The organism is Flavobacterium cheonanense, from assembly GCF_039539185.1.
Lineage (GTDB): Bacteria > Bacteroidota > Bacteroidia > Flavobacteriales > Flavobacteriaceae > Flavobacterium > Flavobacterium cheonanense.
Window position 1 is genome coordinate 1 of the sequence record NZ_BAABCT010000008.1, and the last position, 25,584, is coordinate 25,584.

The 25,584-nt window shown below is 30.8% G+C and carries 28 protein-coding genes; 14 read left to right on the top strand and 14 right to left on the bottom strand.

What is annotated here, in order from left to right; genetic code table 11:
- Window positions 1-491: 491 nt before the first annotated feature.
- From ABD766_RS12835 to ABD766_RS12870, 8 genes are all read right to left on the bottom strand, one after another.
- Window positions 492-989, bottom strand: coding sequence for a CAP domain-containing protein (locus ABD766_RS12835; protein WP_344817053.1), 498 nt, complete (start codon window positions 987-989; stop codon window positions 492-494).
- Between the two features lie 172 nt (window positions 990-1,161).
- On the bottom strand, window positions 1,162-1,806 hold the full coding sequence (gene pdxH / locus ABD766_RS12840; protein WP_344817054.1) for a pyridoxamine 5'-phosphate oxidase: 645 nt from the start codon (window positions 1,804-1,806) through the stop codon (window positions 1,162-1,164).
- 237 nt (window positions 1,807-2,043) lie between these two features.
- The gene (locus ABD766_RS12845; RefSeq protein WP_344817055.1) at window positions 2,044-2,952 is read right to left on the bottom strand and encodes a ribonuclease Z; all 909 of its coding nucleotides are present in this window, start codon (window positions 2,950-2,952) and stop codon (window positions 2,044-2,046) included.
- A 48-nt stretch (window positions 2,953-3,000) separates the two neighbouring features.
- The gene (locus ABD766_RS12850; protein ID WP_344817056.1) at window positions 3,001-3,210 is read right to left on the bottom strand and encodes a hypothetical protein; all 210 of its coding nucleotides are present in this window, start codon (window positions 3,208-3,210) and stop codon (window positions 3,001-3,003) included.
- Window positions 3,211-3,262: 52 nt separating this feature from the next.
- A complete protein-coding gene (locus ABD766_RS12855; protein WP_344817057.1) occupies window positions 3,263-3,595 on the bottom strand; it encodes a ribonuclease Z in 333 nt (110 codons plus the stop codon).
- Window positions 3,596-4,525, bottom strand: a complete 930-nt coding sequence (locus tag ABD766_RS12860; RefSeq protein WP_344817058.1) for an aspartate carbamoyltransferase catalytic subunit — start codon at window positions 4,523-4,525, stop codon at window positions 3,596-3,598.
- A gap of 38 nt (window positions 4,526-4,563) precedes the next feature.
- Window positions 4,564-5,097 (bottom strand): bifunctional pyr operon transcriptional regulator/uracil phosphoribosyltransferase PyrR, encoded by a 534-nt coding sequence (gene pyrR, locus ABD766_RS12865; protein WP_298309051.1) that lies wholly within the window; start codon window positions 5,095-5,097, stop codon window positions 4,564-4,566.
- 117 nt (window positions 5,098-5,214) lie between these two features.
- Complete coding sequence (locus tag ABD766_RS12870; RefSeq protein WP_344817059.1) at window positions 5,215-5,805, bottom strand: glutathione peroxidase; 591 nt, start codon at window positions 5,803-5,805, stop codon at window positions 5,215-5,217.
- A gap of 166 nt (window positions 5,806-5,971) precedes the next feature.
- Between ABD766_RS12870 and ABD766_RS12875 the strand changes: the two genes are divergently transcribed.
- Complete coding sequence (locus ABD766_RS12875) at window positions 5,972-6,502, top strand: RNA polymerase sigma factor (RefSeq protein WP_344817060.1); 531 nt, start codon at window positions 5,972-5,974, stop codon at window positions 6,500-6,502.
- Window positions 6,502-7,290, top strand: coding sequence for an anti-sigma factor (locus ABD766_RS12880; RefSeq protein ID WP_344817061.1), 789 nt, complete (start codon window positions 6,502-6,504; stop codon window positions 7,288-7,290). The genes ABD766_RS12875 and ABD766_RS12880 overlap by 1 nt, the downstream gene beginning before the upstream one ends.
- Window positions 7,291-7,353: 63 nt before the next feature.
- Here ABD766_RS12880 and ABD766_RS12885 read toward each other — a convergent pair whose 3' ends face one another.
- Complete coding sequence (locus ABD766_RS12885; RefSeq protein ID WP_344817062.1) at window positions 7,354-10,533, bottom strand: cytochrome c biogenesis protein; 3,180 nt, start codon at window positions 10,531-10,533, stop codon at window positions 7,354-7,356.
- A 157-nt stretch (window positions 10,534-10,690) separates the two neighbouring features.
- Between ABD766_RS12885 and ABD766_RS12890 the strand changes: the two genes are divergently transcribed.
- The 9 genes from ABD766_RS12890 to ABD766_RS12930 all read left to right on the top strand — a co-directional run bounded on the left by ABD766_RS12890 (window position 10,691) and on the right by ABD766_RS12930 (window position 19,158).
- Window positions 10,691-11,452 (top strand): Rossmann-like and DUF2520 domain-containing protein, encoded by a 762-nt coding sequence (locus ABD766_RS12890; RefSeq protein WP_344817063.1) that lies wholly within the window; start codon window positions 10,691-10,693, stop codon window positions 11,450-11,452.
- Entirely contained in the window at window positions 11,436-11,963 is a 528-nt protein-coding gene (locus ABD766_RS12895) for a KdsC family phosphatase (protein WP_344817064.1), read from the top strand. Before ABD766_RS12890 ends, ABD766_RS12895 begins: the two co-directional genes overlap by 17 nt.
- A 134-nt stretch (window positions 11,964-12,097) precedes the next feature.
- Window positions 12,098-13,024, top strand: a complete 927-nt coding sequence (locus tag ABD766_RS12900; RefSeq protein ID WP_344817065.1) for a geranylgeranylglycerol-phosphate geranylgeranyltransferase — start codon at window positions 12,098-12,100, stop codon at window positions 13,022-13,024.
- A complete protein-coding gene (locus tag ABD766_RS12905) occupies window positions 13,017-13,592 on the top strand; it encodes a Maf-like protein (protein ID WP_344817066.1) in 576 nt (191 codons plus the stop codon). Before ABD766_RS12900 ends, ABD766_RS12905 begins: the two co-directional genes overlap by 8 nt.
- Before the next feature lie 41 nt (window positions 13,593-13,633).
- On the top strand, window positions 13,634-13,879 hold the full coding sequence (locus ABD766_RS12910) for a hypothetical protein (RefSeq protein ID WP_344817067.1): 246 nt from the start codon (window positions 13,634-13,636) through the stop codon (window positions 13,877-13,879).
- Between the two features lie 110 nt (window positions 13,880-13,989).
- Window positions 13,990-14,307: a hypothetical protein gene (locus ABD766_RS12915; protein ID WP_344817068.1), complete on the top strand. Its 318-nt coding sequence runs from the start codon at window positions 13,990-13,992 to the stop codon at window positions 14,305-14,307.
- 5 nt (window positions 14,308-14,312) lie between these two features.
- A complete protein-coding gene (locus ABD766_RS12920) occupies window positions 14,313-14,744 on the top strand; it encodes a hypothetical protein (protein ID WP_344817069.1) in 432 nt (143 codons plus the stop codon).
- 130 nt (window positions 14,745-14,874) lie between these two features.
- Window positions 14,875-17,346, top strand: a complete 2,472-nt coding sequence (locus ABD766_RS12925; RefSeq protein ID WP_344817070.1) for a PIG-L family deacetylase — start codon at window positions 14,875-14,877, stop codon at window positions 17,344-17,346.
- Between the two features lie 111 nt (window positions 17,347-17,457).
- Entirely contained in the window at window positions 17,458-19,158 is a 1,701-nt protein-coding gene (locus tag ABD766_RS12930) for a sodium:solute symporter family protein (RefSeq protein ID WP_344817071.1), read from the top strand.
- Window positions 19,159-19,206: 48 nt separating this feature from the next.
- On the opposite strand, the gene ABD766_RS12935 is transcribed toward ABD766_RS12930, so the two are convergent.
- Complete coding sequence (locus tag ABD766_RS12935; protein ID WP_344817072.1) at window positions 19,207-20,061, bottom strand: DUF2911 domain-containing protein; 855 nt, start codon at window positions 20,059-20,061, stop codon at window positions 19,207-19,209.
- 145 nt (window positions 20,062-20,206) lie between these two features.
- Here ABD766_RS12935 and ABD766_RS12940 point away from each other — a divergent pair, with 145 nt between their 5' ends.
- Genes ABD766_RS12940 through ABD766_RS12950 form a run of 3 tightly spaced genes read left to right on the top strand, consistent with a single transcriptional unit; the run spans window position 20,207 to window position 22,727 of the window.
- Window positions 20,207-20,686, top strand: coding sequence for an SRPBCC family protein (locus tag ABD766_RS12940; RefSeq protein ID WP_344817073.1), 480 nt, complete (start codon window positions 20,207-20,209; stop codon window positions 20,684-20,686).
- A gap of 27 nt (window positions 20,687-20,713) precedes the next feature.
- A complete protein-coding gene (locus tag ABD766_RS12945; protein WP_344817074.1) occupies window positions 20,714-21,412 on the top strand; it encodes an SDR family NAD(P)-dependent oxidoreductase in 699 nt (232 codons plus the stop codon).
- A 28-nt stretch (window positions 21,413-21,440) separates the two neighbouring features.
- Window positions 21,441-22,727, top strand: a complete 1,287-nt coding sequence (locus ABD766_RS12950; protein WP_344817075.1) for a cryptochrome/photolyase family protein — start codon at window positions 21,441-21,443, stop codon at window positions 22,725-22,727.
- 21 nt (window positions 22,728-22,748) lie between these two features.
- Here the strand turns inward: ABD766_RS12950 and ABD766_RS12955 are convergent, their stop codons facing one another.
- The 4 genes from ABD766_RS12955 to ABD766_RS12970 form a co-directional block, all read right to left on the bottom strand.
- Window positions 22,749-23,408 (bottom strand): HAD family hydrolase, encoded by a 660-nt coding sequence (locus ABD766_RS12955; protein WP_344817076.1) that lies wholly within the window; start codon window positions 23,406-23,408, stop codon window positions 22,749-22,751.
- Between the two features lie 81 nt (window positions 23,409-23,489).
- Window positions 23,490-24,212 carry a tRNA threonylcarbamoyladenosine dehydratase gene (locus tag ABD766_RS12960; protein ID WP_344817077.1) on the bottom strand — a complete coding sequence of 241 codons (723 nt, stop codon included), beginning with the start codon at window positions 24,210-24,212 and terminating at the stop codon, window positions 23,490-23,492.
- 35 nt (window positions 24,213-24,247) lie between these two features.
- A complete protein-coding gene (locus ABD766_RS12965; RefSeq protein ID WP_344817078.1) occupies window positions 24,248-24,898 on the bottom strand; it encodes a TatD family hydrolase in 651 nt (216 codons plus the stop codon).
- A complete protein-coding gene (locus ABD766_RS12970) occupies window positions 24,898-25,497 on the bottom strand; it encodes a DUF1684 domain-containing protein (RefSeq protein ID WP_344817079.1) in 600 nt (199 codons plus the stop codon). The genes ABD766_RS12965 and ABD766_RS12970 overlap by 1 nt, the downstream gene beginning before the upstream one ends.
- Window positions 25,498-25,584 lie beyond the last annotated feature (87 nt).

Below are 25,584 nucleotides of genomic sequence, written 5' to 3' on the forward strand. Positions count from 1 at the left end.
AAGTTGTACTGAAGACCAACACCAAGCCAACAGAAGATCTGAATTTATTATTACTAAATTGTAGATTATTTAATATACAATTGTTTAAACCCTGGGAACCGTTCAAGTAATTGAGCGGTTCTTTTTTTACCTCTTACTTACCTGTATGAAGTAAACAATTTGAAGGTTGTACCATAAATACTTTATTTAATGTACTACAAACAAATACTGATAATAACGTAAATTATAAACCATTTAAGGAACTAAAAAAGAAAGCAACTAAGATGAAAGTAACATCTAAATAACCTTCTAAAACTTCTTTACAATTATGTTTCCTTCCCATCGGTTACTTAAATAGTATATTCATTTAAAAGACCAATAACGTTGGTGAAATTTATTCATTACTATTTCTTTTATTGCATGATAAGTGTTAACAATAATGATAAAAACACATAAAAAAAACCATCTGAAAACAGATGGTTTATTCAAAATTAAACAAAACTATAAATCAATTATTTTTTCATAAACATATTAGTGTAATACTTTTTACCTGTAGCAGGGTTAACTGTAATAGATATTCCGAAGTGAGTATAATCTCCATCTAAATTAGCTTTGTGTCCAGGACTTTGCAACCATGCATACAAAGCTGAATTTGGGGTAGAAAAATTATACGCAATATTTTCTCCAACTTTTACAGCACCCAAAACTTGTATTATATTGTTTGAACGCTCTTCAAAATAATCATGATTAACTACATTATTGTCAATCATGTATTGATTATGCTCTAAAGACTTATATGAAATGTGGTTAATAATTTCTAAAGCATTAAGACCTTTATTTACTCTATAATCATTGATTACTTCAGCTAATTTTAACTCATCTTGAGTGTAATTATAATCAGTGATTAATTTCGCTTCAACTTGTCCTTCTTCTTTAGAATCTGGTGAACAAGAAATCATAGTGAATACCAAAGCCATTGGCACAAACAATCTTAGTAGTTTTGCTTTCATAATAGTAGGTTAAGTTTTTTAAAGATAGATGTGGGGCAAAAATCTTTATGTTAATATTGTATGAACGTTTTCTCTGATTTGGTTATACAATATTACTACTATGTCGTTAAACTGACAAATAAAATCGATGAAATGCATCTTTTTTATTTTTTAATAAGAACTTTTCTTACAATTAAGATGAAAGTCTTTCAATTTTCCAGTTAAAATCATCTTGCAATTGATATCTAATTCTATCATGAAGACGATTAGGACGACCTTGCCAAAATTCAACTTCTTGAGGTCTAATTAAATATCCTCCCCAATTTGTTGGTCTTGGAATTTCTTTTCCGTCATAATATTGTTCTAATTCCCTTAACTTCTCTTCTAAAACAAGTCTAGATGCAATTACCCTACTTTGGTTAGAAGCAATAGCTCCAAGCTTGCTGCCTGTAGGACGAGAATCGAAATAATTGTCAGACACATTGGTAGGAGTTTTTTCAGCAATACCTTTAATTATTACCTGACGTTCTATACTTGGCCAAAAAAAAGAAAGACAAACATTTGGGTTGTTTGCTATGGCTTGACCTTTTTCTGAATCATAATTAGTGTAGAAAATAAAACCTTCTTCGTTAAACTTTTTAAGTAGTACGACTCTAGATTTAGGAAATCCATCAACACCAATAGTAGAAATAGTCATGGCATTGGCTTCATCAACATCATCTAAATCTTCGGTTTCATGGAACCATCTATTAAATAAATTGATTGGATCTTCTGGAATAGTAGTTTCCAAAAGTTCACTTTTTTCGTAGGATTTTCTGTAATTGCTTAAATCTTTCATTGTACTATAAATTGCTTTTATAGATACAAAGTTACTGAGATTTTGTTCTTAAAACGGAAACAAATGTTAAAATGAATTACTATTTAGCCCTGATGCTGGAATTGTTTGAGCTCTTTTTATATTGTTGCCTTCGAGAGCATTTCGACAGGATCAACATAAAACCTCAGGCAACAATATAAAAAAGCGAGTTCCTGCAGCAGGAAAAGGGTTTTCTGATAATGACCGAGCCATTCGCTCCTACTCCATTTCAAATTCTCTTCCATCGTCTGCCAGAAGAACGTTTGGAAAAATGGTTTGAGCTTCGGTTTTAAAGTATTCTATGTTGCCATAGCGTGTAGAATAATGTCCAAGTATTAGATGTTTGACTTTTGCTTTTAAAGCAATTGTAGCGGCTTGTTTAGCAGTTGAATGCATAGTTCGTTCCGAAAGATGGGCTTCACTTTCTAGAAAAGTACTTTCGTGATACAGATAATCTACATTTTCAATAAGTGGAATTATAGATTCATCGTACATAGTATCACTACAAAAAGCATAGCTTTTAGCAACTTGTGGATCAAAAGTTAGTTCTGAATTTGGAATAATGGTTCCGTTATCTAAAGTAATATCGCCACCATATTTAATTTTATTGAAATAAACTTTATCTATTTCATAATTTTCAACGGCTTCTACATTTAACTTTCGCTCTATATTTTTTTCTTGAAAAAGAAATCCATTGGTATAAATACGATGGTTAAGAGGAATGGTCTTCACTACTACTCTATCGTCTTCAAAAATAGTTTCAGATTCATTGGATTCTAATTCGTGAAAATATAAATTATAACCTGTGTAGGAACCAGAAGCTCGTAATTGAAGTAGAATGATTTCTTTGATTCCTTTTGGGCCATAAACGGTTAAATCACTTTCTCTGTTGAGCAACATAAAAGTTGATATTAATCCAACTAATCCATAAAAATGATCACCATGAAGATGAGAAATAAAGATATGGTTAATTTTAGAAAACTTGACTTTGCTTTTTCGCAATTGCACTTGAGTACCTTCTGCACAATCAATTAAAAACACACGATTTTTAATTTCTAAAACTTGAGATGTTGGATTGGAAATGGTTCTTGGAGTAGCAGCGTAACAGCCTAATATAGTAAGTTTCATTTGATAGTTTAGAAGTTTATGAGTTTAAATGTTTAAGGATTTCTAAACTTATAACTTGTCCGTTTTATCATTCTCAATTTTACCCAACTTCACTACTTTAATTATAATATAAATTAATAATCCAAGATTTACAGAAAGTCTTAAATAATCAAATTCTTGAGTTTTAAAACTTGTTATTAATCGGCTTGCAAATAAATAAGTTAAAATAAATAAAACTCCTACGTATATATATAATATTGTCTTGTTGTCTAGTTTCATAAATATTGTATTGATTAAAAAGATGAGATTCCTTCGGAATGACAAATGGTGATTAAAATCCTAAATCGCGTTCGATTTCTTCCATTTCAATAATATCGTGTGCTTCTTGTAATGAAGGAACAACAATTAACTTTGTTGGGACAGCATTAAAATCAATTCCATCGGCAACAATTACGAATGATTTCTTTCCTTTTTGGTGAGCTTTTGATAAATCAGAAAACAATTTAATATCCTTTAAAGTAACTTCTTTATCATGAGTAATGTCTAGAATTAAATTTTGAGATTTAAAACTATTGTGCTCATGTGTTACTTTTTCAAGAAATGAATTTACATTACCTTGAGTATCCTTTATGGTCGTTGTATGCCCTTTTTGATCTACTTTCATTTATTGTTTTATTTTTGAAGCTAATAAATAAATCACTGCCATTCTAATCGCAACTCCATTTTCAACTTGATCTAAAATAACCGATTGTTGAGAATCTGCTACATCTGAAGTAATTTCAACTCCACGATTTATTGGTCCTGGGTGCATGATTACTATTTCTTTGTTTAACGAATCTAATAACGCTTTATCGACACCATATTGTTGTGCATATTCTCTAGTTGATGGAAAGTAATTTACATCCATACGTTCGTTCTGAACTCGAAGCATATTGGCAACATCACACCATTCTAGAGCTTTTCTTAAAATAGGTTCAACAGAAACTCCTAGACTTTCAATATATTTTGGAATTAATGTTTTTGGTCCACACACTTTTACTTCGGCACCTTGCATTTGCAAGGCATAAATATTTGAAAGTGCTACACGCGAATGCAAAATATCACCAACAATAACCACTTTTTTTCCTGCAACTTCACCTAATTTTTCTCTAATCGAAAAACTATCCAATAAAGCTTGTGTTGGATGTTCATGAGCACCATCACCAGCATTTACAATACTTGCTTTAACATTTTGAGATAAAAAATAAGCTGCTCCAGGATTGGCATGACGCATCACCACCATATCCACTTTCATTGAAAGAATATTGTTTACTGTATCAATTAGTGTTTCACCTTTTTTAACAGATGATTGTGCTGCTGAAAAACTAATAACGTCTGCTGAAAGTCTTTTCTGAGCTAATTCAAATGATAATTTTGTTCTTGTACTGTTTTCAAAAAAGATGTTAGCAATAGTAATATCTCTCAAAGAAGGTACTTTTTTAATTGGTCGATTGATGACTTCTTTAAAATGGTCAGCCGTTTCAAAAATCAAATCGATGTCTTCTTTTACAAGGTATTTTATTCCTAATAAATGGTTTACACTTAATTCTTTCATTTATATAGTTAGTTGTGTTGTAGTTGTAATTACTTTTTCTAAATCAAATAAACAGCATCTTCACCATCATTTTCAATCCAGCAAACTTTCACTTTTTCATTATTTATGGCATCTACTTGCCTTCCTCTATAATCGGGTTGAATTGGTAAATGACGACTAAATCTTCTGTCAATTAAAGTCAATAGTTCTACTTCAGATGGTCTTCCAAACGATTGAATTGCGGTTAAAGCTGCGTTAATGCTTCTTCCTGTATACAAAACATCATCAATGAAAACCACTTTTTTATTTTCTACTAAAAAATCTATTTGGGTTTTATTGGCTTCTAATGGTTTTTCACCTCGACGAAAATCATCTCTAAAAAATGTTATGTCTAAAAAACCAAGCTGAATGCTTGCTACTTTGTATTCTTGCTCTAAAATTTGCTTAATTCGCTCTGCCAGAAACTTTCCTCTTGGTTGTAAACCTATTAAAACGGTTTCAGAAAAATCAAGATGCTTCTCAATTAACTGACAAGCCAAACGATGTAGAATGATGTTAACTTCTTTTGCAGTGAGTAATATTTTTTGACTCATAATGAAGTGGTTGTTTGGTGTGTAAAAGTAAATAAAATTATTTGAAGCTACTAATTCGTTGCGCATAAAAAATCCCTTTACTGCTGGTAAAGGGATTTAGCTTTATTCTTTCTCTATTTATTTTGAAATCCAATCTACAATTTCTGCATCTGTAGGAAGTACTTGTGGCGAAACTACTTTTTCTAATTCACCATTTTCATTAATCAAATATTTTTGAAAATTCCATTCTACTTGACTGTCTTGCAAACCATTTCTAGATTTTTGAGTTAAGAATTGATACAATTCACACATATCACTTCCTTTTACAGAGACCTTACTCATCATAGGAAAAGTTACACCATAATTTTTCTGACAAAAAGCACCAATTTCATCATTTGTTCCAGGTTCTTGTTTTCCAAAATTATTGGCAGGAAATCCAACAATTACAAAATTTTTATCTTTGTATTTTTCATAAATTGCCTCTAAGTCTTTGTACTGAGGAGTCAATCCACATTTAGAAGCCGTATTTACAATTAGAATTTTCTTTCCTTTTAGAGAAGCAAAATCAAATTCATCGCCACTTAAATCTTTAACCTTAAATTGGTAAATGTTTTCTTTATTCATAGTTTCAGTTTTTGCAATCAACTCAGATTTAGCATTTGTTTGTGCTTCATTTTTACAACTAACAAGCATAAATACGGATAACAATGCTATAAATTTTGTTTTCATAATTATTTATTTTTTTATAAAATTACGTAATAAAGTTAGGTGTAGTTCACTTATCAATATATAAATAAATGTTAAATTTTACATTTTATAAAACCATAAGTTGTCACTTTACGTAGATAAAATTACTCTAAATAATTTTATTAATTTTGAACAAACCCAAAAGCTTATGACACAAGAACAACTGATTCCGCTAATTTTAAAGAAAGACGACCGAGCGTTTACTATCATGTATGATATGTACTCAAAAAGTCTGTTTGCAGTAATTTCTAACTTGGTAAAAGAAACTGATGAAGCCGAAGATGTACTACAAGAAGTATTTGTAAAGATTTGGAAAAATATTGAATCTTATAATGATTCCAAAGGACGCTTATATACATGGATGTTGAATATTGCAAGAAATACAGCAATAGATAAACTTCGTTCTAAAGGATATAACAACAGTCAAAAAAACCTATCATCTGATAATTTCGTACATCTGTTAGACGACAGCAACAAGTTAATCAATCGCATCGATACGATTGGAATTCAAGAATTCGTAAAAAAATTAAAACCAAAGTGCATCCAATTAATTGAATTGCTATTCTTTCAAGGATACACCCAACAAGAAGCTTCTGACGAACTTGAAATTCCGCTTGGCACTGTTAAAACACAAAATAGAAATTGCATCAATGATTTAAGAACTTATTTACAAGTATAATGAACACACAAGAATACATAGAATCAGGAAACTTAGAACTTTACGTTTATGGTTTATTAAACGAAAGCGAAACTAAGGAAATTAGCGAATTGGCAAAGATCAATCCGGCTGTAGGACAAGAAATCATTTCAATTGAAAAAGCTATTCTAAATTTATCAAGCAGTTTTTCTCCAAACATATCTGCAGAAAATTTTGAAAAAATCAAAGCCAAATTAGAATTGAAACATGGAAAAGTAATTGATATGAAACCAAAATCAAATTGGTCACAATATCTTGGATGGGCAGCTTCAATTGCACTATTAGTTGGTGTAGGATATCAATATACCCAATTAAATTCAACATCACAACAATTGAACACTATTGAAACTGAAAAATCAAATCTTCAAAAATCGGTAGTTGAATTGGAATTAAAAAACAAAGAAACTGCAACGGCGTTGAATGTTATTAGAGACGAAAAAAACACAATTGTAAACTTGGCTGGACAAACGGTTGCTCCTACTTCATTTGCTAAAATCTATTGGAATAAAGAAACTTCAACAGTTTATGTAGATGCAAAAGGATTGCCTGAGCCACCTGAAGGAAAAGTATACCAAATATGGTCTTTGAAATTGAGCCCTACTTTAACTCCAACAAGCATTGGATTATTAGAAGATTTCAAAGGAAACAACGAAAAATTATTTGCTGTTAGCGGAACTTCTGATGCTGAAGCCTTCGGGATTACTCTTGAACCAGCTGGCGGAAGTAAAACGCCTACAATGGAACAATTATATACTTTAGGAAAAGTATAATTATTTTAAACCCTAATTTAAAATAGAAAAGGTTCAACTTGATTGTTGAACCTTTTTTTATGTCTAATTCTTTAAGAATTTTTTGTATCTGAAATAGGCAAATGTTGCTAAGATTGTTAATCCTGCTAGCGAATAATAAAACTCTACTGGAGTTACAACTTTATCTCCACTCGCATAAGAATGTAAACCTGTTAGATAGAAATTCACTCCAAAATAAGTCATCATGATTGAATAGAAAGCAACTACACTCATCAAATTATAAATCCATAATCCGCGTAAAGCAGGAACGAAACGAGCATGAATTACAAAAGCATAAATCATAATACTAATTAATGCCCAAGTCTCTTTTGGATCCCAGCCCCAATATCTACCCCAAGATTCATTTGCCCATTGTCCGCCAAGGAAATTTCCAATGGTTAGCATTACTAAACCTATGGTTAAAGCCATTTCGTTGATATAAGTGATTTCTTTGATGTTCAAACTCATTTTGGCTTTGTTCTTTTCGTTGGTGAACAACATCAATACTAAAGCTACAACACCTAAAATCATTCCTAGCGTAAATGGCCCATAACTTGCAACAATAACTGCTACGTGAATCATTAACCAATACGAATTCAAAACCGGTTGTAAATTAGCAATCGCTGGATCCATCCAATTCCAGTGAGCAATCATTAAAATCATAGAAGCTACGAAGGTTCCAGAAGCAACCGTTAATTTAGACTTTCTATCGAATGCTAAGGTAAAAAACATCGTTGCCCAAGCTACATAAATCATACTTTCATAGGCATCACTCCATGGAGCGTGTCCTGATATATACCATCTTGCGATTAATCCTAATGTATGTAAACCAAATAAAATACTTATTAATATATGAAAAGCATTGATGATTATTCGAATTGATTTCTTCTCAAAAAAGATGTTTACAATAGTAAATACCAACATTAGTACACCACAAAGCATATACAAATAATAGAGATTTTTGAAAATATCATATTTATTATACATTATTTCAGAATCAATCTTGTCATCGCTTGGCCTTACTGCTTTACCTTCTTTCTTTTGATAATTTTCCATACCAACTAAGAAAGTATTAGCCATAGTATAGTTATCATCTTGTGAAGATTTCATCAAAGCATCTAGGTAAATCGGAAGTGCATTTTTTATGGTATCCAACGATGTTCCAGTAGCATGATTTATTTCTAAATAGGAAGCCCATTTGTTATTTTTATCATTTGGTACAGGAAATATTTTTAAGATTTGACCACTCAAAGCTGTATTTAATAGATTTACTTTTTTATCAGTTTCTATAAAATCCTTCTCAAATTTACTTGGAACTTGTGCCTTGTAAGCCGATTCTAAATAAGGTGACAATTTATAATTTCCTTTGGCATCAAAAAATGACTTTAATGAAGCATAGGTTTCCTTTTTATCAATTCCGATAATTTTTCTAATACTGTCGTTTCCACTTTTTATATAAACCAATGGAACTTCATACCAAGCAATAGGAAACTGCGTCATAGAAACAAATACTTGATCCGAATTCATATCTTCGTAAGTATCTTTCTTACTAACTTTTCTAAGTAATTCTGATGAAAACGTATTGATTGGTTTCATTCTTCCACCTTCATCTTGAATTACCAATCGTCCAAATTGAGCGGCATGTTTTTCAGAAACTTTATATTTTAAAATAGAATCAACATAATTAAATTTTGCACTCTTTGTAGGAACTTTTTCTTTTCCATGATTGTGACCATCGTGATTATTGTGATTTTGAGAAAATCCAGTAAAAGATAACATTAATGCCAAAATGGTAATTAATTTCGACTTTTTATCTTTAATAACTTCTAACTTTCGTTTCAAATCAGTAAAACGAGAATGTTTTGTAAACAATATGGCCATCATTGCAAAGAATAAAATAAAATAACCAATGTAGGTAATTAAGGTACCCCAAAAATCATGATTTACAGAAAGGACAGTACCTTTTTCATCTGGATCAAAGTTGGCCTGAAAAAATCTAAATCCTTTGTAGTCCAAAATATTATTCATAAAAATTCTTGCGTCAAATTTGTCATTTCCGTCAATTACAGTGACTTTACTTTCAAATGATGAATATCTTTTTTCAGTTCCTGGATAACGTTGTGCGATAAAGTCATTTAATTTAAGACTAAATGGCAATGTGTAAACTTTACTTCCAAAGAAAAAAGTAAATTCTAATTTTCCAATTTTAACTGTTTGAGGTACACCTTGCTTACCTTTAGAACCTACTAAAGTAATTTCCTTTTCTTGACCTTCTGTTTTTACCTTAAGTACTAAAGCATCTTCACCATTTTTTGCTTTATAATCACCACTTGGTTTATAATCTTTTTCTCCTTTTATAGGTTGATCTGGAAATACAAATTGTGCGCCTCCCATGTTATATAGTGAACGAAACATCAACGGTTGAACTACATCTTTAGCAACTGTTCCTTGAAATTTATCTGCCATTCGCATAAAATTTCCTTCAAAAGGAGCTTCAATTGTGGTTGTTCCGTCTTTAATTGTGATGTTGATTGCGCCTTTAGTGTAAGAATTTAGAGCAAATAAAACATTGTGAATATTTTGAACTTCACCTTCTTTCAAATAATGTTCATGACGTTCACCGCCACCAGATTCAACCATTTTTAAATGAAACTTTCCGTTTGGCGTTTCTTTGATTGATTCTTTAGCATCAAGAATAAATTTTTCATATTCTACCTCAAAAGAAGTTTCATCGAATTTATCTTGAAAATTGAAATGATTATCTGCAATTGGTGAAAGAGACACTGAAGAAAACAATAATGGATGTTCAAATACTCTTCTTCTCATTTCTCCTTGATATTGTCCATCTACAAAATAAGTAAGATAATTTTTATCAGAGTAAATTTGATTAGAAGCTTCGCCTTCGCGAATTGGCATCATACCTTCATAACTTATATATCTGGTAATTGCTGCACCTATAATAATAAAAATAAAAGAAAGATGTAATAATAAAGTAGCCCACTTCTCTTTTTTCCACAATTGATATCTAGAAATATTTCCGAAGAAATTGATTAAGAAAAAAATGTGTATGGCTTCAAACCACCATGCATTATAAATAATTACTCGAGCTGTATCTGTATTGTAAGCGCTTTCAATAAAAGTTCCAGCTGCCATTGCAACAGCATAACCAATAAATAGAACAGCCATTAAACGTGTTGAGAAAAGTATAGATTTAATTTTTTCCATGAGGATTTTTGGAATGATTTTAAAAAAGTGTCACAAAAGTAAATTAAAATTGTGGATTTTTTTAAAATTATAACATGGTTTTAAGGGATTTTTAAGAGACGTTGAGAATATTAATTTTTACTGGTGCAGTAAAATATATTTTCAATATTTTTACCGAATGATTTCAATTACTATAATTGGTTCGGGCAATGTCGCACAACATTTAATAAAAGCCATTTCTAAAACTACAATTTTAGAAGTGACTCAAGTGTATGTACGAAATATTGATTCTGTTTCGCATCTAATTGATTATGATAAAATTACAAATGACATTTCGAAGTTAAAAAATGCTGATTTATATATTATTTCAGTTTCTGATGATGCTATTCAAACAGTTTCAAAATCCTTATTTTTTTCTAATAAATTAGTAGCACATACTTCAGGAAGTGTTGCTATGGAAGAACTATCAGACAACAATAGAAAAGCCGTTTTGTATCCATTACAAACTTTATCCAAGAAAAAAGAAGTCGATTTTACAACGGTTCCACTTTGCATCGAAGCTCAAAATGAAGCTGATTTACAACTTTTAACTGAAGTTGCTCAAAATCTTTCAGATCATGTCTACAATGTTGATTCGGAACAGCGAAAATCTTTACATGTTGCTGCGGTTTTTGTTTCCAATTTTGTAAATCACTTATATAAAATAGGAAGTGATATTTGTATCGAACACAAAGTACCATTTGAAATTCTAAAACCATTAATTTTAGAAACTGCTAAAAAAGTTCAAATAATGGAACCAAATGAAGCACAAACTGGTCCGGCAAAACGAAATGACACTTCAACAATAAACAAGCATTTAGCAATATTAACTGATGAAAATCAGAAAGATATCTATAAAATTCTAACCAAATCTATTATCGATAATGGCAAAAAGTTATAAAGAAATAATGAATACAATTGACACCTTTATTTTTGATGTTGATGGTGTTTTAACCGATAATTCTGTTCACGTTTCTCAAAATGGTGAGATGTTGAGAATTATGAATATTCGTGATGGTTTTGCCATGAAAGCTGCTATCGAAAGTGGTTATAATGTTTGCATCATTTCTGGTGGAAATAATGAAGGTGTTCGAATTCGCTTAAGAAATTTAGGAATTACCGACATTCATTTAGCATCACCAAACAAGGTAGAAACCTTTAAAGAATACACGGAATTATACAATATCAAGCCAGAAAATGTACTTTACATGGGAGACGATATTCCTGATTATCATGTGATGCAATTGGTAGGCTTACCAACTTGTCCGCAAGATGCTGTTGCTGAAATCAAAGCGATTTCTAAATACATTTCTCACAAAAATGGTGGAAAAGGCGCTGTTAGAGAAGTTATAGAACAAGTTATGAAAGTACAAGGAAAATGGCATTTGTATTACAACGGAAAACACGATTAACGATTTACAAGTTTCGGGTTTCGAGTTACGAGTTTCGTGGTAAAGGTTAATTAAAATTCATTATACAACAATACAACAATACAACAATACATTATACAACAATACATTATACAAAAACACATTATACAAAAAAAATGAACTTCCTAAAACTAATACGTTACCAAAACCTTCTTTTAATAGCATTAATGCAACTTATTATTCGATTTGGATATTTAGAACTCATCAATATTCCGCTTTCACTTTGGTATTGGCAATATTCTTTGCTGATTTTAGCAACTGTTTTAATTGCTGCTGGTGGTTATGTAATCAACGATATTTTCGATCAAGAAACTGATGCTGAAAACAAACCAAATAAAACAATTATTGGAAAATCAATTTCTGAATCTAATGCTTATATTATTTATGCTTCACTAACTATAACTGGAGTTGCGTGTGGATTTATTTTAGCTAATTCTGTTTCTCATCCTAACTTTGCAGTGGTTTTTGTTTTGATTGCTACACTACTCTATTTTTATGCAAGTACTTTAAAACAAATAGCTTTAGTTGGAAATATTGTAGTTGCATTATTACTGGCTTTTAGCGTCATTATCATTGGAATGTTTGACATTTTTCCAAATACATTTGATATCAACCGAAAACAAATGACTTTGGCTTTTAGTATCCTTTTAGATTATGCCAAGTTTGCTTTCATTATCAATCTAGTTCGTGAAATAATTAAAGACATTCAAGATGTAAAAGGCGATACTCTTCAAGAAATGAAAACCTTACCAATTGTTATTGGTGTTGCAAAAACTAAAATAATTGCTTTCATATTGTTATTGCTGCCAAGTTTGTATTTATTGTATTACTCTAAAACGTATTTATTTGAAAACAACTTGTTTTATGGATTAGCTTACATTTTAGCTTTAGTTGTTGCTCCAATGATTATGTGTTTAGTTCAAATTTGGAACGCCAAAGAAAACAACGATTACAAAAAAATTAGTACGCTTTTAAAATGGATTATTTTCTTCGGAATTTTATCAATCGCCGTCGTTACTTTAAATATCAAATACAATGCTTAAGGACTATAAAATAATTTTAGCATCTGGTTCACCACGACGTCAACAATTTTTTAAAGATTTCGATTTACAATTTGAAATTAGATTAAAAGAAATTGAAGAAATCTATCCTGAAAATCTAAAAGCTGAGGAAATTACAAATTATCTTGCCGAACTAAAAGCAAAAGCGTTTGAAGGTGAATTAGCAGACAACGAAATCTTGATTACGAGTGATACTTTAGTTTGGTTAAACGACAAAGCTTTGGGCAAACCAAAGGATTATGACGACGCTTTTCAAATTTTAAAATCTTTATCCAATCAAACGCACGAAGTAATTACATCGGTTTGTTTTAAAACAACTACTAAAACGGAAACTATTTTTGAAATAACAAAAGTATCTTTTCGAGAATTATCTGATGATTCAATACGTTACTATTTAGATAATTACAAACCATTTGACAAAGCTGGTGCCTACGGAATTCAAGAATGGATTGGTCTGATTGGTATACATAAAATTGAAGGTTCTTACACTAATGTTGTTGGTTTACCTACAGAAAAAGTATATACTTATTTAACATCTTATTTGGATTAAAGTGTGTAAATTTACATTACAATAAAAAGTGATGAAAGTTTATGGAAACCGAAGAAGAAATCAATGCAAAAATTTTAAAAATTACAATGGTTATTCAAGAAAATTATCCTGAATTATCAAAGTACTTAAATGAAATGCCTATCACAATTCCAATTGATAGCAATCCGAAAATGAATGTGAAAAATCTAGAAAAATATTACGATTCTTTAGTAAATCTTTTCAGAAATTATGTTGCAGTACATCAATTAAATTACATTAATCAGCATAAAAATTCAGGACATTTGTGACAAAAAAAATGTGATATATATAACTTTAATTAAAATTTATGTAACACATTAAACGAATCATTTAATCAATTTTACACCTACAAATAAGGTTTAACTAAAATTGAAACAAAATGAAAAAATTCACTTTCTACACTATGATGTTGTTACTAACTGTAACCATCTTTCCAACCAATTCTTTTGCAATTAATGAAAAGGTTCCTACATCATCATCCAATCCAAAAGAAGTCCCTGCTGAAGTAAAACTACTACTAAATAGATTGGAAGAAATTAAAAAAATGGACAAGTCCAATCTAAATTCTACAGAAAAAAAAGAACTTAGAAAAGAAGTTAAAGCAATTAAAAAAACTTTAAAATCAACCGGTAATGGCGTTTACCTATCAATTGGTGCTATAATTATCATTGTTCTGTTATTAATTTTATTGCTATAAGTAAGATGAAATTAAAACTATTTCTTTTTAGTTTACTGCTTATTGCAACTAGTACTATTCAAGGTCAAACCGAAGTAAAAATTACTTTTGGAACTCCTCCTGAATGGGCACCAGCAAATAGAGTTGAAACTCAATATTATTATTTGCCTGATATTGATGCATATTACGATGTACCATATGCTCGGTTTATTTACATAAAAAATGGTAAATGGATACGTGCTACTTCATTACCATACAGATATAGAAATTATAATTTGAGAGGTGGAAATATCATTTATTTAACAGATTACAGAGGAACTTCACCATATAAGTTTCACAAAAATCATAAAATAAAATATCCTAAAAAAGCACATTCAACCAAAGTTTATGTTGTGAAAAAGGAAAAAAATAAGGATCGAAAAAAGAATCCTAAAAAAGGAAAAAACAAAAAAGATTAGAAATCAAATCAAAAGCAATGTTTCATTATGTTGCTTTTTTTTTGTTAAAGAAATTCCAAATTTTTAAAAAATAAAACTTCACTTTATATTTATTGCTACATTTGATGCTATTGCAAAATAATAGTAAACAATGCAGAAATATTACTCTTTTCTATTCCTTCTTTCCTCTTTCATTGTTTTTGGACAACGACCTCAAAAACCTAATGCTGTAGAGATTTATCATCAAATTGAAAAACTAAATTTCTTAGGTTCAGTTTTATATGTCGCTGCACATCCTGATGATGAAAATACGCGTTTAATTTCTTATTTATCAAACGAAAAAAATGCTCGTACAGGATATCTTTCTTTAACTCGTGGCGATGGCGGACAAAACTTAATTGGTCCTGAACTACGCGAATTGCTTGGAGTTATTAGAACGCAAGAACTTATTGAAGCTCGTAAAATTGATGGTGGCGAACAATTATTCTCTCGTGCCAACGATTTTGGTTATTCTAAAACTCCTGATGAAACTTTACAAATTTGGGATAAAGAACAAGTATTAAGTGACGTAATTTGGGTAATTAGAAAATTCCAACCCGATGTAATTATCAATCGATTTGATCATCGTTCACCAGGAACTACGCATGGTCATCACACAGCTTCTGCAATGTTGAGTTTGGAAGCTTTTGATAAAACTAATGATAAATCTATTTTTCCAAATCAGTTGCAATATGTCAGTACTTGGCAACCAAAACGTATTTTTTTCAATACAACGTGGTGGTTTTACGGAAGTAAAGAAAAATTTGAAAAAGCTGATAAATCCAATTTAAGTAAATTGCAAATTGGTGTTTATTACGAGCTATTTGGAAAATCCAATCAAGAAATTGCAGCTTTAAGTAGAAGTTGTCATCAATCACAAGGTTTCGGAAATACCGGAACTCGTGGCGAAGAAGACGAATATTTAGAATTTCTAAAAGGTGAATCATTGAATGATAAAACCAATTTATTTGAAGGAATTGACACCACTTGGAATCGTGTAAAAGGTGGAAATGCTATTGGAATTATTTTAGAAAACGTACAAAAGAATTTCGATTTCAAAAATCCTGAAGCAAGTATTGCTGAATTGGTAAAAGCCTATGATTTAATTCAAAAATTAGAAGACAATCATTGGAAAACTATAAAATCGGAAGAAATTAAAAAGATAATTGCCGCTTGTGCAGGTTTATATTTGGAAGCTGTTGCCGATGTTCAAGAAGTTGCTTTAGGAAGTAAAACTAAAGTAAAACAAGAAGTTATCAATAGAAGTTCTGTAAAAATGAATTGGATTTCTAGTATCGATAATTCTAAAAAAAATGAGCTTCCATTTAATAAAGTAGTTAATGACAATATTGAAGTTGAAATGGAAAACAACGATCCATACACAAATCCATATTATCTAAACGAAAAAGGGACTGAAGGAATGTATGTTGTTAATGACCAAAGGAATATTGGAAAACCTGATGTTATTTCTAGGATTTCTGAAACTTTTTTAATTGAAATAAATGGAGTTACAATTCCTTTTGAAAAAAATATAGTCTACAAATACAATGATGATGTAAAAGGTGAAGTCTATCAACCACTTGATATTGTTCCGGTTGCCACATCCTCAATTCAAGAGAAAGTTTATATTTTTCCGAACAATAAAGAAAAAGCTGTTGTTGTAAAAATAAAAGCTGGTAAAGAAAACATATCGGGTTCGGTAAAACTAGAAGTTCCACAAAATTGGATAGTTTCACCATCTTCAATTCCATTTACATTGACTAAAAAAGGTGAAGAGCAATTAGCAGTTTTCAATGTAACTCCATCTAAAGAAGCATCAGACGTAACTTTAAAAAGCATCATCACTATTGACGGACAAACTTATGATAAAGAAAAAATAGACATCAATTATCCGCACATTTACAAACAAATGGTTTTAAAACCTGCTGAAGCAAAAGCTATAAAACTGAACATCAAAACTAAAGGTGAAAAAATTGCTTACATCATGGGCGCAGGCGATGAAGTTCCGAAAAGTTTGATGCAAATGGGATACGAGGTTTCCATTATAAAACCTGAGGACATTACTAATGAAAAACTTCAAAATTTCGATGTAGTTATGACTGGAATTCGTGCTTATAATGTAGTTACTGCACTAGGTTTCAAACAAAATATTCTTTTTGATTTTGTTAAAAATGGTAAAACTATGATTGTGCAATACAATACTCTTGACGATTTGGTTACCAAAGAAATTGCACCATTTCCGTTAAAAATTTCAAGAGATAGAGTTACTGAAGAAAATGCAGAAGTACGATTTTTGAACCCAAATCATCCTATTTTGAATATACCAAACAAAATAACATCTGAGGATTTTAAAGGTTGGAAACAAGAACATGGTTTGTATTATCCAAGTGAATGGGACGCTAATTTTACGCCGATTATTTCTTCAAATGATAAAGGCGAAAAAGCTAAAGATGGTGCTATTTTAGTAGCAAAATATGGCAAAGGAAATTACATTTACACAGGAATCAGTTTCTTTAGAGAATTGCCAGAAGGCGTTCCTGGTGCGTTTAGATTATTAGCTAACATGATTGCAATCGGAAAATAACTATGGAATCAAAAAAACACAATAAATGGAGTAATAATTATACTTGGCTTTTAGTAATGAACGCTATTTATATCATTATTTTTTTCATGCTAATGCAAATCTTCTCGTAATATGCAAAAGATAGACTGGATAATTCTTTCGGCAACACTCCTATTTATTGTAATATACGGAGTATACAAAACCAAAGGAAGTAAAAACGTAGAAGATTATATTTTAGGAAATAAACAAACCAATTGGTGGACCGTTGGTCTTTCTGTCATGGCAACACAAGCCAGTGCCATTACATTTTTATCAACACCAGGTCAAGCCTATCATGACGGAATGGGTTTCGTGCAGTTCTACTTCGGTTTACCTATTGCGATGGTAGTAATATGTTTCACATTTATACCTATTTACCATCGATTAAAAGTATTTACTGCTTATGAATATTTAGAACAACGATTCGATTTAAAAACGCGTTCCTTGGCTTCTATTCTATTTCTTATTCAACGTGGTTTAGGAACTGGTTTAACTATTTATGCACCAGCAATTATTCTATCAACATTATTGGGTTGGAACCTAACTTTACTAAATATCATAATTGGAATTTTAGTAATCATCTACACTTTTTCTGGAGGAACTAAAGCAGTAAACGTTACTCAAAAACAACAAATGTTTGTCATTATGAGCGGAATGTTCATTACGTTCTATCTAATCTTACACATGTTACCCAACGAAATGACTTTCAGTAATGCAATGCATATTGCTGGAGCAAATGACAAAATGAATATTGTAGATTTCTCATTTGACCCAGAAACTCGTTATACTTTTTGGAGTGGAATAACTGGTGGTTTCTTTCTGATGTTATCCTATTTCGGAACCGACCAATCTCAAGTTGGACGCTATTTATCTGGAAAATCCGATAGAGAAAGTCAGAAAGGTTTGATTATGAATGGATTTCTAAAAGTACCTATGCAGTTCTTTATTTTACTAACTGGAGTAATGGTTTTCGTGTTTTTCCAATTCAATGATGTTCCACTAAACTTTAATCCTGTCAATAAAATAGCCATTGAAAAATCAGAATATGCTGATCAATATCATGGTTTAGAAACCCAACTAAAAGCACTTACAGAAGAGAAAAAGGAATACAATCTTTTATACATGGATCACTTGAATCAAAATTATGACAACCCAATTTTGAGAAGCAAATTAGTTGCAATTTCTGGAAAAGAGAAAGATTTGCGAGATCAAGCTAAAGAATTAATTGCCAAAGCCGACCCAAAAGCAGAAACTAATGATAAAGATTATGTGTTTCTCTATTTCATACTAAATTATTTACCAAAAGGACTTATTGGATTATTACTTGCTGTAATATTATCTGCAGCTATGTCTTCTTCTGCTTCTGGACTAACTGCATTGGCTTCAACCACAGCTATTGATTTGTACAAACGTAATGTAAAAGGTGAAAAATCCGAAAAGCACTATGTAAATGCCACTAAATATTTTACACTACTTTGGGGTGTAATCGCAATACTTTTTGCTTGCATCGGAACATTATTTGAAAACTTAATCCAATTAGTGAACATAGTAGGTTCTATTTTTTATGGTACCGTATTGGGAATATTTTTAGTTGGATTTTATATCAAATTTGTTAAAGCAAGAGCTATTTTTTGGAGTGCTGTTGTAAGTCAGTTAACAATTTTCTACATATACTATTTAGATGTTGTAAGTTTCTTATGGCTTAACTTTATTGGTGCCTTGCTTACAATTCTTCTCTCCATGCTTTCACAAGTTATTCTCAAAGAGAAGAATACAATAGAAATCACCGCATAAAAAAACGTCCCAATTTCTTGGGACGTTTTTTTTTATATTTAAAGTAAATTATTTTTTACTCCATTCTTTTATACTGTCGTTATTCATTTTAACGTAATCTCCATTACCATCTTTTTCAGCACCAGCTAATGATAACTTTGCTGTTTCAATAGCACCTTTTTTATCACCAAGTTTTCCTTGAATTAATGATTTTAAACGTAAGTGCCAATATGGAGCTTCTTCACCTGGTTTTACCATAGATACAGCTTTGTTTACATATTCTAAAGCTTTATTCAAATCACCATTAGATTGATAGTAGTATTGTGCTGATGAAAAGTAATCTCCAGCAGTTGGTCCAGCCAAAACTTTAGCAATACTTGCCATTGCAGCTTTTTGTGTAGGAACTTCAAATTTCATTGAAACCATAGTTTTTTCCCATGAAATGTCTAAAGTTGCGCTATCATTGGTCAAATTATTAATTCCAATTGTAAAAGTTTCAACATTATTGTTCAATACAACTGGGTCAACATTTAAACTTACTGCCACTTTATTTACATCATAATTTTCAGGTAAACCCCAATTATCTGTAGTTGTGTAAAGGATGATTTCCCACATATCAGCTTTTGGTAAAGTGAAAATAGCATACTTCCCTTTTTTAACGGTTGTTCCATTTATAACTACATCTTCACTAAAAGAAACTGTTGAATTAGCATTCGCACCTGTTCTCCATAATTTTCCAAAAGGAACTAAATCACCAAATACTACTCTTCCTTTTGCACTAGGACGAGAATATTCTACAGTTACATCTGTAAGACCAACTAATTGATTTAAAACAGATTTCGGACTTGGTTGTGGTGTTTTCACCTGAGCTTCTACAGCGAAATTAGCAATCGCAATTGCCAATAAAAGAAATATTTTTTTCATGTTATTTGTTTTAGAGTTCCAAAATTACAAATTGTATCGGCTTCAAATGTTAATTTAAACTTAAATGATGTTATTTTTTGTTTAACAAATATTTTAAATAGTTAAACATTTATTACCTTTACATCGAATTAAAAGTACAATTTAAATGAAAATTTACAGATTACATACCAAACAAAATCTTCCTATATCAATTGATGAAGCTTGGGCGCTTTTATCAGATCCAAAAAATTTACAGAAAATAACTCCAGAATATATGGGTTTTAAAATCCTTTCTGGTGCTGACAGACCAATGTTTCCTGGACAAATTATTCAATATATAGTAACACCTGTTTTAGGAATTCCTGCAAAATGGGTAACCGAAATCACTCATGTAGTTGACAAACAGTATTTTGTAGACGAACAACGTTTTGGTCCTTACTCTTTATGGCATCACAAACATTTTATTAAAGAAATTCCAGGTGGTGTTGAAATGGAAGATATTGTTGATTATAAAGTTCCAATGGGAATTTTGGGTCAACTTGTTCATCCGTTTTTGGTTAAACCAAAGCTTGATGAAATATTTGAATACAGAAGAAAAAAATTAATTGAAATGTTCGGAGAATTTGACAGTGTAAATTCCAAATAATAAATTCCAAATTCCAAAATTATAATTATGAAAAATATACTACTAATTGGCGGTTCCTATGGAATTGGATTAGCCATAGCAAAAGAATTACAATATGAAAATAAGGTTTTTGTAGCTTCAAGAACCAATGAAGAAATTTCGGAAATGCATGTGACGCACATTCCATTTGATGCTACAACTGATACTTTAGACACCTCTAAACTACCAGAAGTAATTGATGGCTTAGTATATTGTCCTGGAAGTATCAATTTACGTCCATTTCGAGGTTTAAAACCTGAAGCATTTGAACAAGATTTACAAATAAATTTTATAAGTTTGGTGAAAGTAATCCAATCGGTTTTACCAAATTTGACTGCTTCCAATCAATCTAGTATTGTTCTTTTTAGTTCAGTTGCTGCTAGCATGGGAATACCTTTTCACACAAGTGTTGCAGCCGCAAAAGGTGCTATTGAAGGATTTGCAAAAGCATTAGCAGCAGAATATGCTCCAAAAATTAGAATCAATGTAATTGCACCTTCATTAACAGATACGCCATTGGCTGAAAAGTTTTTGAGTAACGATGATAAAAAAGAAAAATCAGCACAACGTCATCCTTTAAAAAGAGTTGGAACCTCTGAAGATATGGCTCAAATGGCAAGTTTTTTATTAAGTGAAAAAAGCAGTTGGATTTCCGGACAAATCTTCCATGTAGATGGTGGAATGTCAACTTTATTAGTTAACGGATAACAATAAACTAGCAACAATAAACATTCGAATGAACATATTTTGGTTTAGAAGAGATTTACGATTAGACGATAATGTTGGACTTTTTCATGCTTTAAATAGTGGTGAAGAAGTGCTGCCAATTTTCATCTTTGATGAAGCCATACTTTCTCAACTTCCAAAAGACGATGCTCGTGTAACTTTTATTCATCAGCAGTTAGAAAACATCCAAAGCCAACTGAAGGAAATCGGCAAATCGTTAGCTGTTTTTCATGGAACTCCATTGGAAGTATATCAAAAGTTGATTTCTGAAAATGATATCAAATCAGTTTTTACCAATCATGATTACGAACCTTATGCTCGTAAGCGTGACTTAGATTTGTATCATCTTTTTAAAGAACATAATATTGACTTCAAAACTAGCAAAGACCAAGTTATTTTTGAAAAAAGCGAAGTTGTAAAAGACGATGGAACTCCTTATGTTGTTTACACTCCATATTCGAATAAGTGGAAAGAAAACTTCAAAAAAATCCAATTAATCAATTATAATTCAGAAGATTTTTTGGAGAAAATTACACTTCACTCCTATCCTTTTTTGAGTTTAGCTGACATTGGTTTTGAAACTTCATCTATAAAAGTTTCTTCTTTTGACATTTCAAATTCCTTAATCGATAATTACGAAGCAACACGCAATTTTCCTGCTTTAAACAAAACTTCTTATCTAGGAATTTATCTCAGATTTGGAGCAGTTTCTATCAGAAAAATGGTTACTAAAGCTTTGCTAAGTAAAAACGAAACCTTTTTAAAAGAATTGATTTGGAGAGAATTTTTTATGCAAATTTTATGGCATTTTCCACACACTAACAAATCAAGTTTCCGACCAAAATATGATGAAGTTAAATGGGAAAACAACGAAGTTTTATTTAAAAAATGGTGTGAAGGAAAAACCGGCTATCCGTTTGTTGATGCTGGAATGCGAGAGCTAAACGCAACAGGTCACATGCACAATCGAGTGCGAATGATTGTGGCTAGTTTTCTGTGTAAACACTTATTGATAGATTGGCGTTGGGGTGAAACCTATTTTGCAACAAAACTTTTAGATTACGAACAAGCAAGTAATGTTGGTAATTGGCAATGGGCAGCTGGAAGTGGTGTTGATGCTGCTCCGTATTTTAGAATATTTAATCCTACTGAGCAAATCAAAAAGTTTGATAAAGAGTTGAAATACATCAAAAAATGGATTCCTGAACTAGAAACTCAGTATTATCCGAGCCCAGTTGTAGATCATAAAGAAGCTAGAGAAAGATGTCTGAGAGTTTATAAAGAAGCTGTGGGTTAGCATTTTAGCTCACAATGAATTCTAAATCGAAATCATTCTAATCCTCTCAAAACTCAACTCACTAAAATGACTGATTACTTCATCTGCTTTAGAATAATCTTGCATTTTTGAATTGACGCTATCATAACCAATACAATAAATACCGGCAGCTTTTGCAGCTAAAATTCCGTTAGTACTGTCTTCAATTACTATGCAATTTTCTCTTGGAGTTTCTGATAAAAAAGCAGCATGTTCAAATATAGCTGGATGTGGTTTCGATTTCGGAAAATCTTCTCCTGATACAATATGTGTGAAATATTGATGCAAATCAAATCGATTGAAAATCCTATTTATAGTAACTTTTGCCGATGAAGATGCTAAAACCAATTGCATTCCATTTTGATGCAATTCTTTTATCAATTCCTCCACTCCATCCAATAAATATAAATCTTCCTTTTTATCGAAAGCATCATTGAATAAATTGCGTTTGGTTTCTACAAGTATTTGAACATCTTGCTCCAAATTAAAATGTGCTTTCAATTTTTCAAAGATATTTTTGGTTGAATTTCCTGTAAAGGATGCATAGATTTCTGGAGTAATTTCTATATTCAATTGTTTAAAATGTTCGTTATAAGCATAATGATGCACAGGTTCTGTGTCTACAATTACGCCATCCATATCGAAAATTACTGTTTTTATCATGTTTTTTTATTGTATATTGTAAAGTTGTATATTGTATAATGCTTTGTTCAGTATACAATTTACAGTATACAGTATACAATTTTACAACTCTTTTTTTATCAAATATTTCACTACAGTTTCGGCAGCATGAAGTCCAAAAAGACATGGCATCCAACTGTTTGTTCCATAAAAGGATTTTTTAAAATTAGTTCCATCTGTCATCTTCAAACTGCTTTCATCTGGACATTCATAAGAATAAACTACTTTTATACCTTTAGAAATTCCTTCTTTTTTAAGTCGCTTACGAACTACTTTTGCTAATGGACAATAATTTGTTTTACTAATATCAGTGACTCTTACTTTTGAAGCTTCATATTTTCCACCAGCGCCCATATTACTAATTACTTTTACACCTTTTCGTTTGGCAGAAACAATCATATTCAATTTTGGAGTAATACTATCGATACAATCAAGAACATAATCAAAGTCAGGAGTTACTATTTCTGTTGCTCTTTCTGGAGATAAGAACTCTTTTATTGAAGTTAATTGTAATTCAGGATTAATATCCGATAATCTTGATGCCATTAATTCTACTTTAGGCAAACCAACCGTTGAATGTAAGGCTGGTAATTGTCTATTAATATTAGTTATATCAACAACATCGCCATCAACGATTGTCATTTTTCCAACGCCTGCACGAGCTAAAAACTCGGCTGCAAAAGAACCAACTCCGCCAAGTCCCACAACTAAAACATTAGCGTTTTTCAAATTATTTATACCTTCTGCTTTGAATAGTAATTCTGCTCTTTCTTGCCACTTTGCCATTCTTTTTTAGTTTAAATTGTTTAAGGTTTAAAAGTTTAAGTTTGTTTGAAAACCGTATTAAAATTTACATTCAAAATTTCAATCAAATCTTCAATTTTTATGTTTTTGTATTTTGCTGCTAAAATATAAACTTCATCTAAGGTTTCTTCGATAGTATCTGTTTCGAGGAAAAATCTATCATTAGGAACAGATTTAAAAACAGTTTCCAAGTCGGGATTTCTTAATAAATATTTCCCAAAAGAAAGATAGAATCCGTTGTCTATCAATTGCTTTGCAACTTGTTCCTTTTTAGAAAATCCGTGAATTACAATCGGAACATTTATTTTCAATCGCTTTTTAATTTCAATCAATTCATCAAAAGCTGCAACTAAGTGCAAAACTAAAGGTTTTTGATATTTTTCTGCCAATTCAATTTGCTTTTCAAAAACTTCAATTTGTAATGCCAACGGAATTTCAATTCGCTTGTCTAATCCACATTCACCTAGAGCTAAACATTCCTTTAGTTGAAGTTTTTCTTCAATAGTTTTCAAGTCATTTTCTAAACGATTTTCATCAATGTACCAAGGATGAATTCCTATAGAATAGTTTGGAATGGTAGCATCAAATTCCCAAGGATATTGATTTACCAATTCTAAAATATCAGATGAATTTGTGAATTTGTGCGTATGTAAATTGAAATACTTCATTAATCATGAAACTTCTTAACTCCTGCCAAAATCTCCACATTCAAATCATTTTCCAAAGGAACAATCGGACAAGAATATTTATGATTATAAGCACAATAAGGATTGTAAGCTTTATTGAAATCAATCGTCCAAAGTTTGCCTTTTTGAATTCTTAAATCTACATAGCGACCACCAATGTAGCTCTCTTTTCCCGAAGTCAAATCGGAAAATGGTAGAAATAAATAATCATCAAAACCTGGTTTTTTAATTAAATCAATATTTTGATAGACATTCAACTTACAATCAACTCCATCAATTTTAAAATGTAATTCTCCGTATTTTTTATACAAAGGCAAACGATCTGTTGACGTTTTCATTTTAAAAACTTTCTCTTTTTTTGTTCTCACAAAAGTTGCCTCAACAATATATTTATCACTTATTGGAAAGAAATCTAAAGACTTAAAACTTTTTAAATCTTCTTCCGTTAATGGACTTTTATCTCTATCGGCATAGTCTAAATTAAGATTTTCTTGAAACTCCTTAGAAGTTTCAGCTGTTTTATCTTGAGCGTTTGATACCAAAAAACAAAAAATAAGAAGGAAAGTGAATAACTTTTGCATCAGAATAATTTTTACAAAAATAGTTCAAAAGATGTTATACCACAAAGGCGCAAAGCCACAAAGTTTTATACCTTTGTAAAATAACGA

Bases quoted from the DNA above. Each gene is read 5' to 3' on its own strand.
- ABD766_RS12835 (WP_344817053.1), bottom strand. From the start codon at position 989: ATGAAAGCAAAACTACTAAGATTGTTTGTGCCAATGGCTTTGGTATTC.
- pdxH (WP_344817054.1), bottom strand. From the start codon at position 1,806: ATGAAAGATTTAAGCAATTACAGAAAATCCTACGAAAAAAGTGAACTT.
- ABD766_RS12845 (WP_344817055.1), bottom strand. From the start codon at position 2,952: ATGAAACTTACTATATTAGGCTGTTACGCTGCTACTCCAAGAACCATT.
- ABD766_RS12850 (WP_344817056.1), bottom strand. From the start codon at position 3,210: ATGAAACTAGACAACAAGACAATATTATATATATACGTAGGAGTTTTA.
- ABD766_RS12855 (WP_344817057.1), bottom strand. From the start codon at position 3,595: ATGAAAGTAGATCAAAAAGGGCATACAACGACCATAAAGGATACTCAA.
- ABD766_RS12860 (WP_344817058.1), bottom strand. From the start codon at position 4,525: ATGAAAGAATTAAGTGTAAACCATTTATTAGGAATAAAATACCTTGTA.
- pyrR (WP_298309051.1), bottom strand. From the start codon at position 5,097: ATGAGTCAAAAAATATTACTCACTGCAAAAGAAGTTAACATCATTCTA.
- ABD766_RS12870 (WP_344817059.1), bottom strand. From the start codon at position 5,805: ATGAAAACAAAATTTATAGCATTGTTATCCGTATTTATGCTTGTTAGT.
- ABD766_RS12875 (WP_344817060.1), top strand. From the start codon at position 5,972: ATGACACAAGAACAACTGATTCCGCTAATTTTAAAGAAAGACGACCGA.
- ABD766_RS12880 (WP_344817061.1), top strand. From the start codon at position 6,502: ATGAACACACAAGAATACATAGAATCAGGAAACTTAGAACTTTACGTT.
- ABD766_RS12885 (WP_344817062.1), bottom strand. From the start codon at position 10,533: ATGGAAAAAATTAAATCTATACTTTTCTCAACACGTTTAATGGCTGTT.
- ABD766_RS12890 (WP_344817063.1), top strand. From the start codon at position 10,691: ATGATTTCAATTACTATAATTGGTTCGGGCAATGTCGCACAACATTTA.
- ABD766_RS12895 (WP_344817064.1), top strand. From the start codon at position 11,436: ATGGCAAAAAGTTATAAAGAAATAATGAATACAATTGACACCTTTATT.
- ABD766_RS12900 (WP_344817065.1), top strand. From the start codon at position 12,098: ATGAACTTCCTAAAACTAATACGTTACCAAAACCTTCTTTTAATAGCA.
- ABD766_RS12905 (WP_344817066.1), top strand. From the start codon at position 13,017: ATGCTTAAGGACTATAAAATAATTTTAGCATCTGGTTCACCACGACGT.
- ABD766_RS12910 (WP_344817067.1), top strand. From the start codon at position 13,634: ATGGAAACCGAAGAAGAAATCAATGCAAAAATTTTAAAAATTACAATG.
- ABD766_RS12915 (WP_344817068.1), top strand. From the start codon at position 13,990: ATGAAAAAATTCACTTTCTACACTATGATGTTGTTACTAACTGTAACC.
- ABD766_RS12920 (WP_344817069.1), top strand. From the start codon at position 14,313: ATGAAATTAAAACTATTTCTTTTTAGTTTACTGCTTATTGCAACTAGT.
- ABD766_RS12925 (WP_344817070.1), top strand. From the start codon at position 14,875: ATGCAGAAATATTACTCTTTTCTATTCCTTCTTTCCTCTTTCATTGTT.
- ABD766_RS12930 (WP_344817071.1), top strand. From the start codon at position 17,458: ATGCAAAAGATAGACTGGATAATTCTTTCGGCAACACTCCTATTTATT.
- ABD766_RS12935 (WP_344817072.1), bottom strand. From the start codon at position 20,061: ATGAAAAAAATATTTCTTTTATTGGCAATTGCGATTGCTAATTTCGCT.
- ABD766_RS12940 (WP_344817073.1), top strand. From the start codon at position 20,207: ATGAAAATTTACAGATTACATACCAAACAAAATCTTCCTATATCAATT.
- ABD766_RS12945 (WP_344817074.1), top strand. From the start codon at position 20,714: ATGAAAAATATACTACTAATTGGCGGTTCCTATGGAATTGGATTAGCC.
- ABD766_RS12950 (WP_344817075.1), top strand. From the start codon at position 21,441: ATGAACATATTTTGGTTTAGAAGAGATTTACGATTAGACGATAATGTT.
- ABD766_RS12955 (WP_344817076.1), bottom strand. From the start codon at position 23,408: ATGATAAAAACAGTAATTTTCGATATGGATGGCGTAATTGTAGACACA.
- ABD766_RS12960 (WP_344817077.1), bottom strand. From the start codon at position 24,212: ATGGCAAAGTGGCAAGAAAGAGCAGAATTACTATTCAAAGCAGAAGGT.
- ABD766_RS12965 (WP_344817078.1), bottom strand. From the start codon at position 24,898: ATGAAGTATTTCAATTTACATACGCACAAATTCACAAATTCATCTGAT.
- ABD766_RS12970 (WP_344817079.1), bottom strand. From the start codon at position 25,497: ATGCAAAAGTTATTCACTTTCCTTCTTATTTTTTGTTTTTTGGTATCA.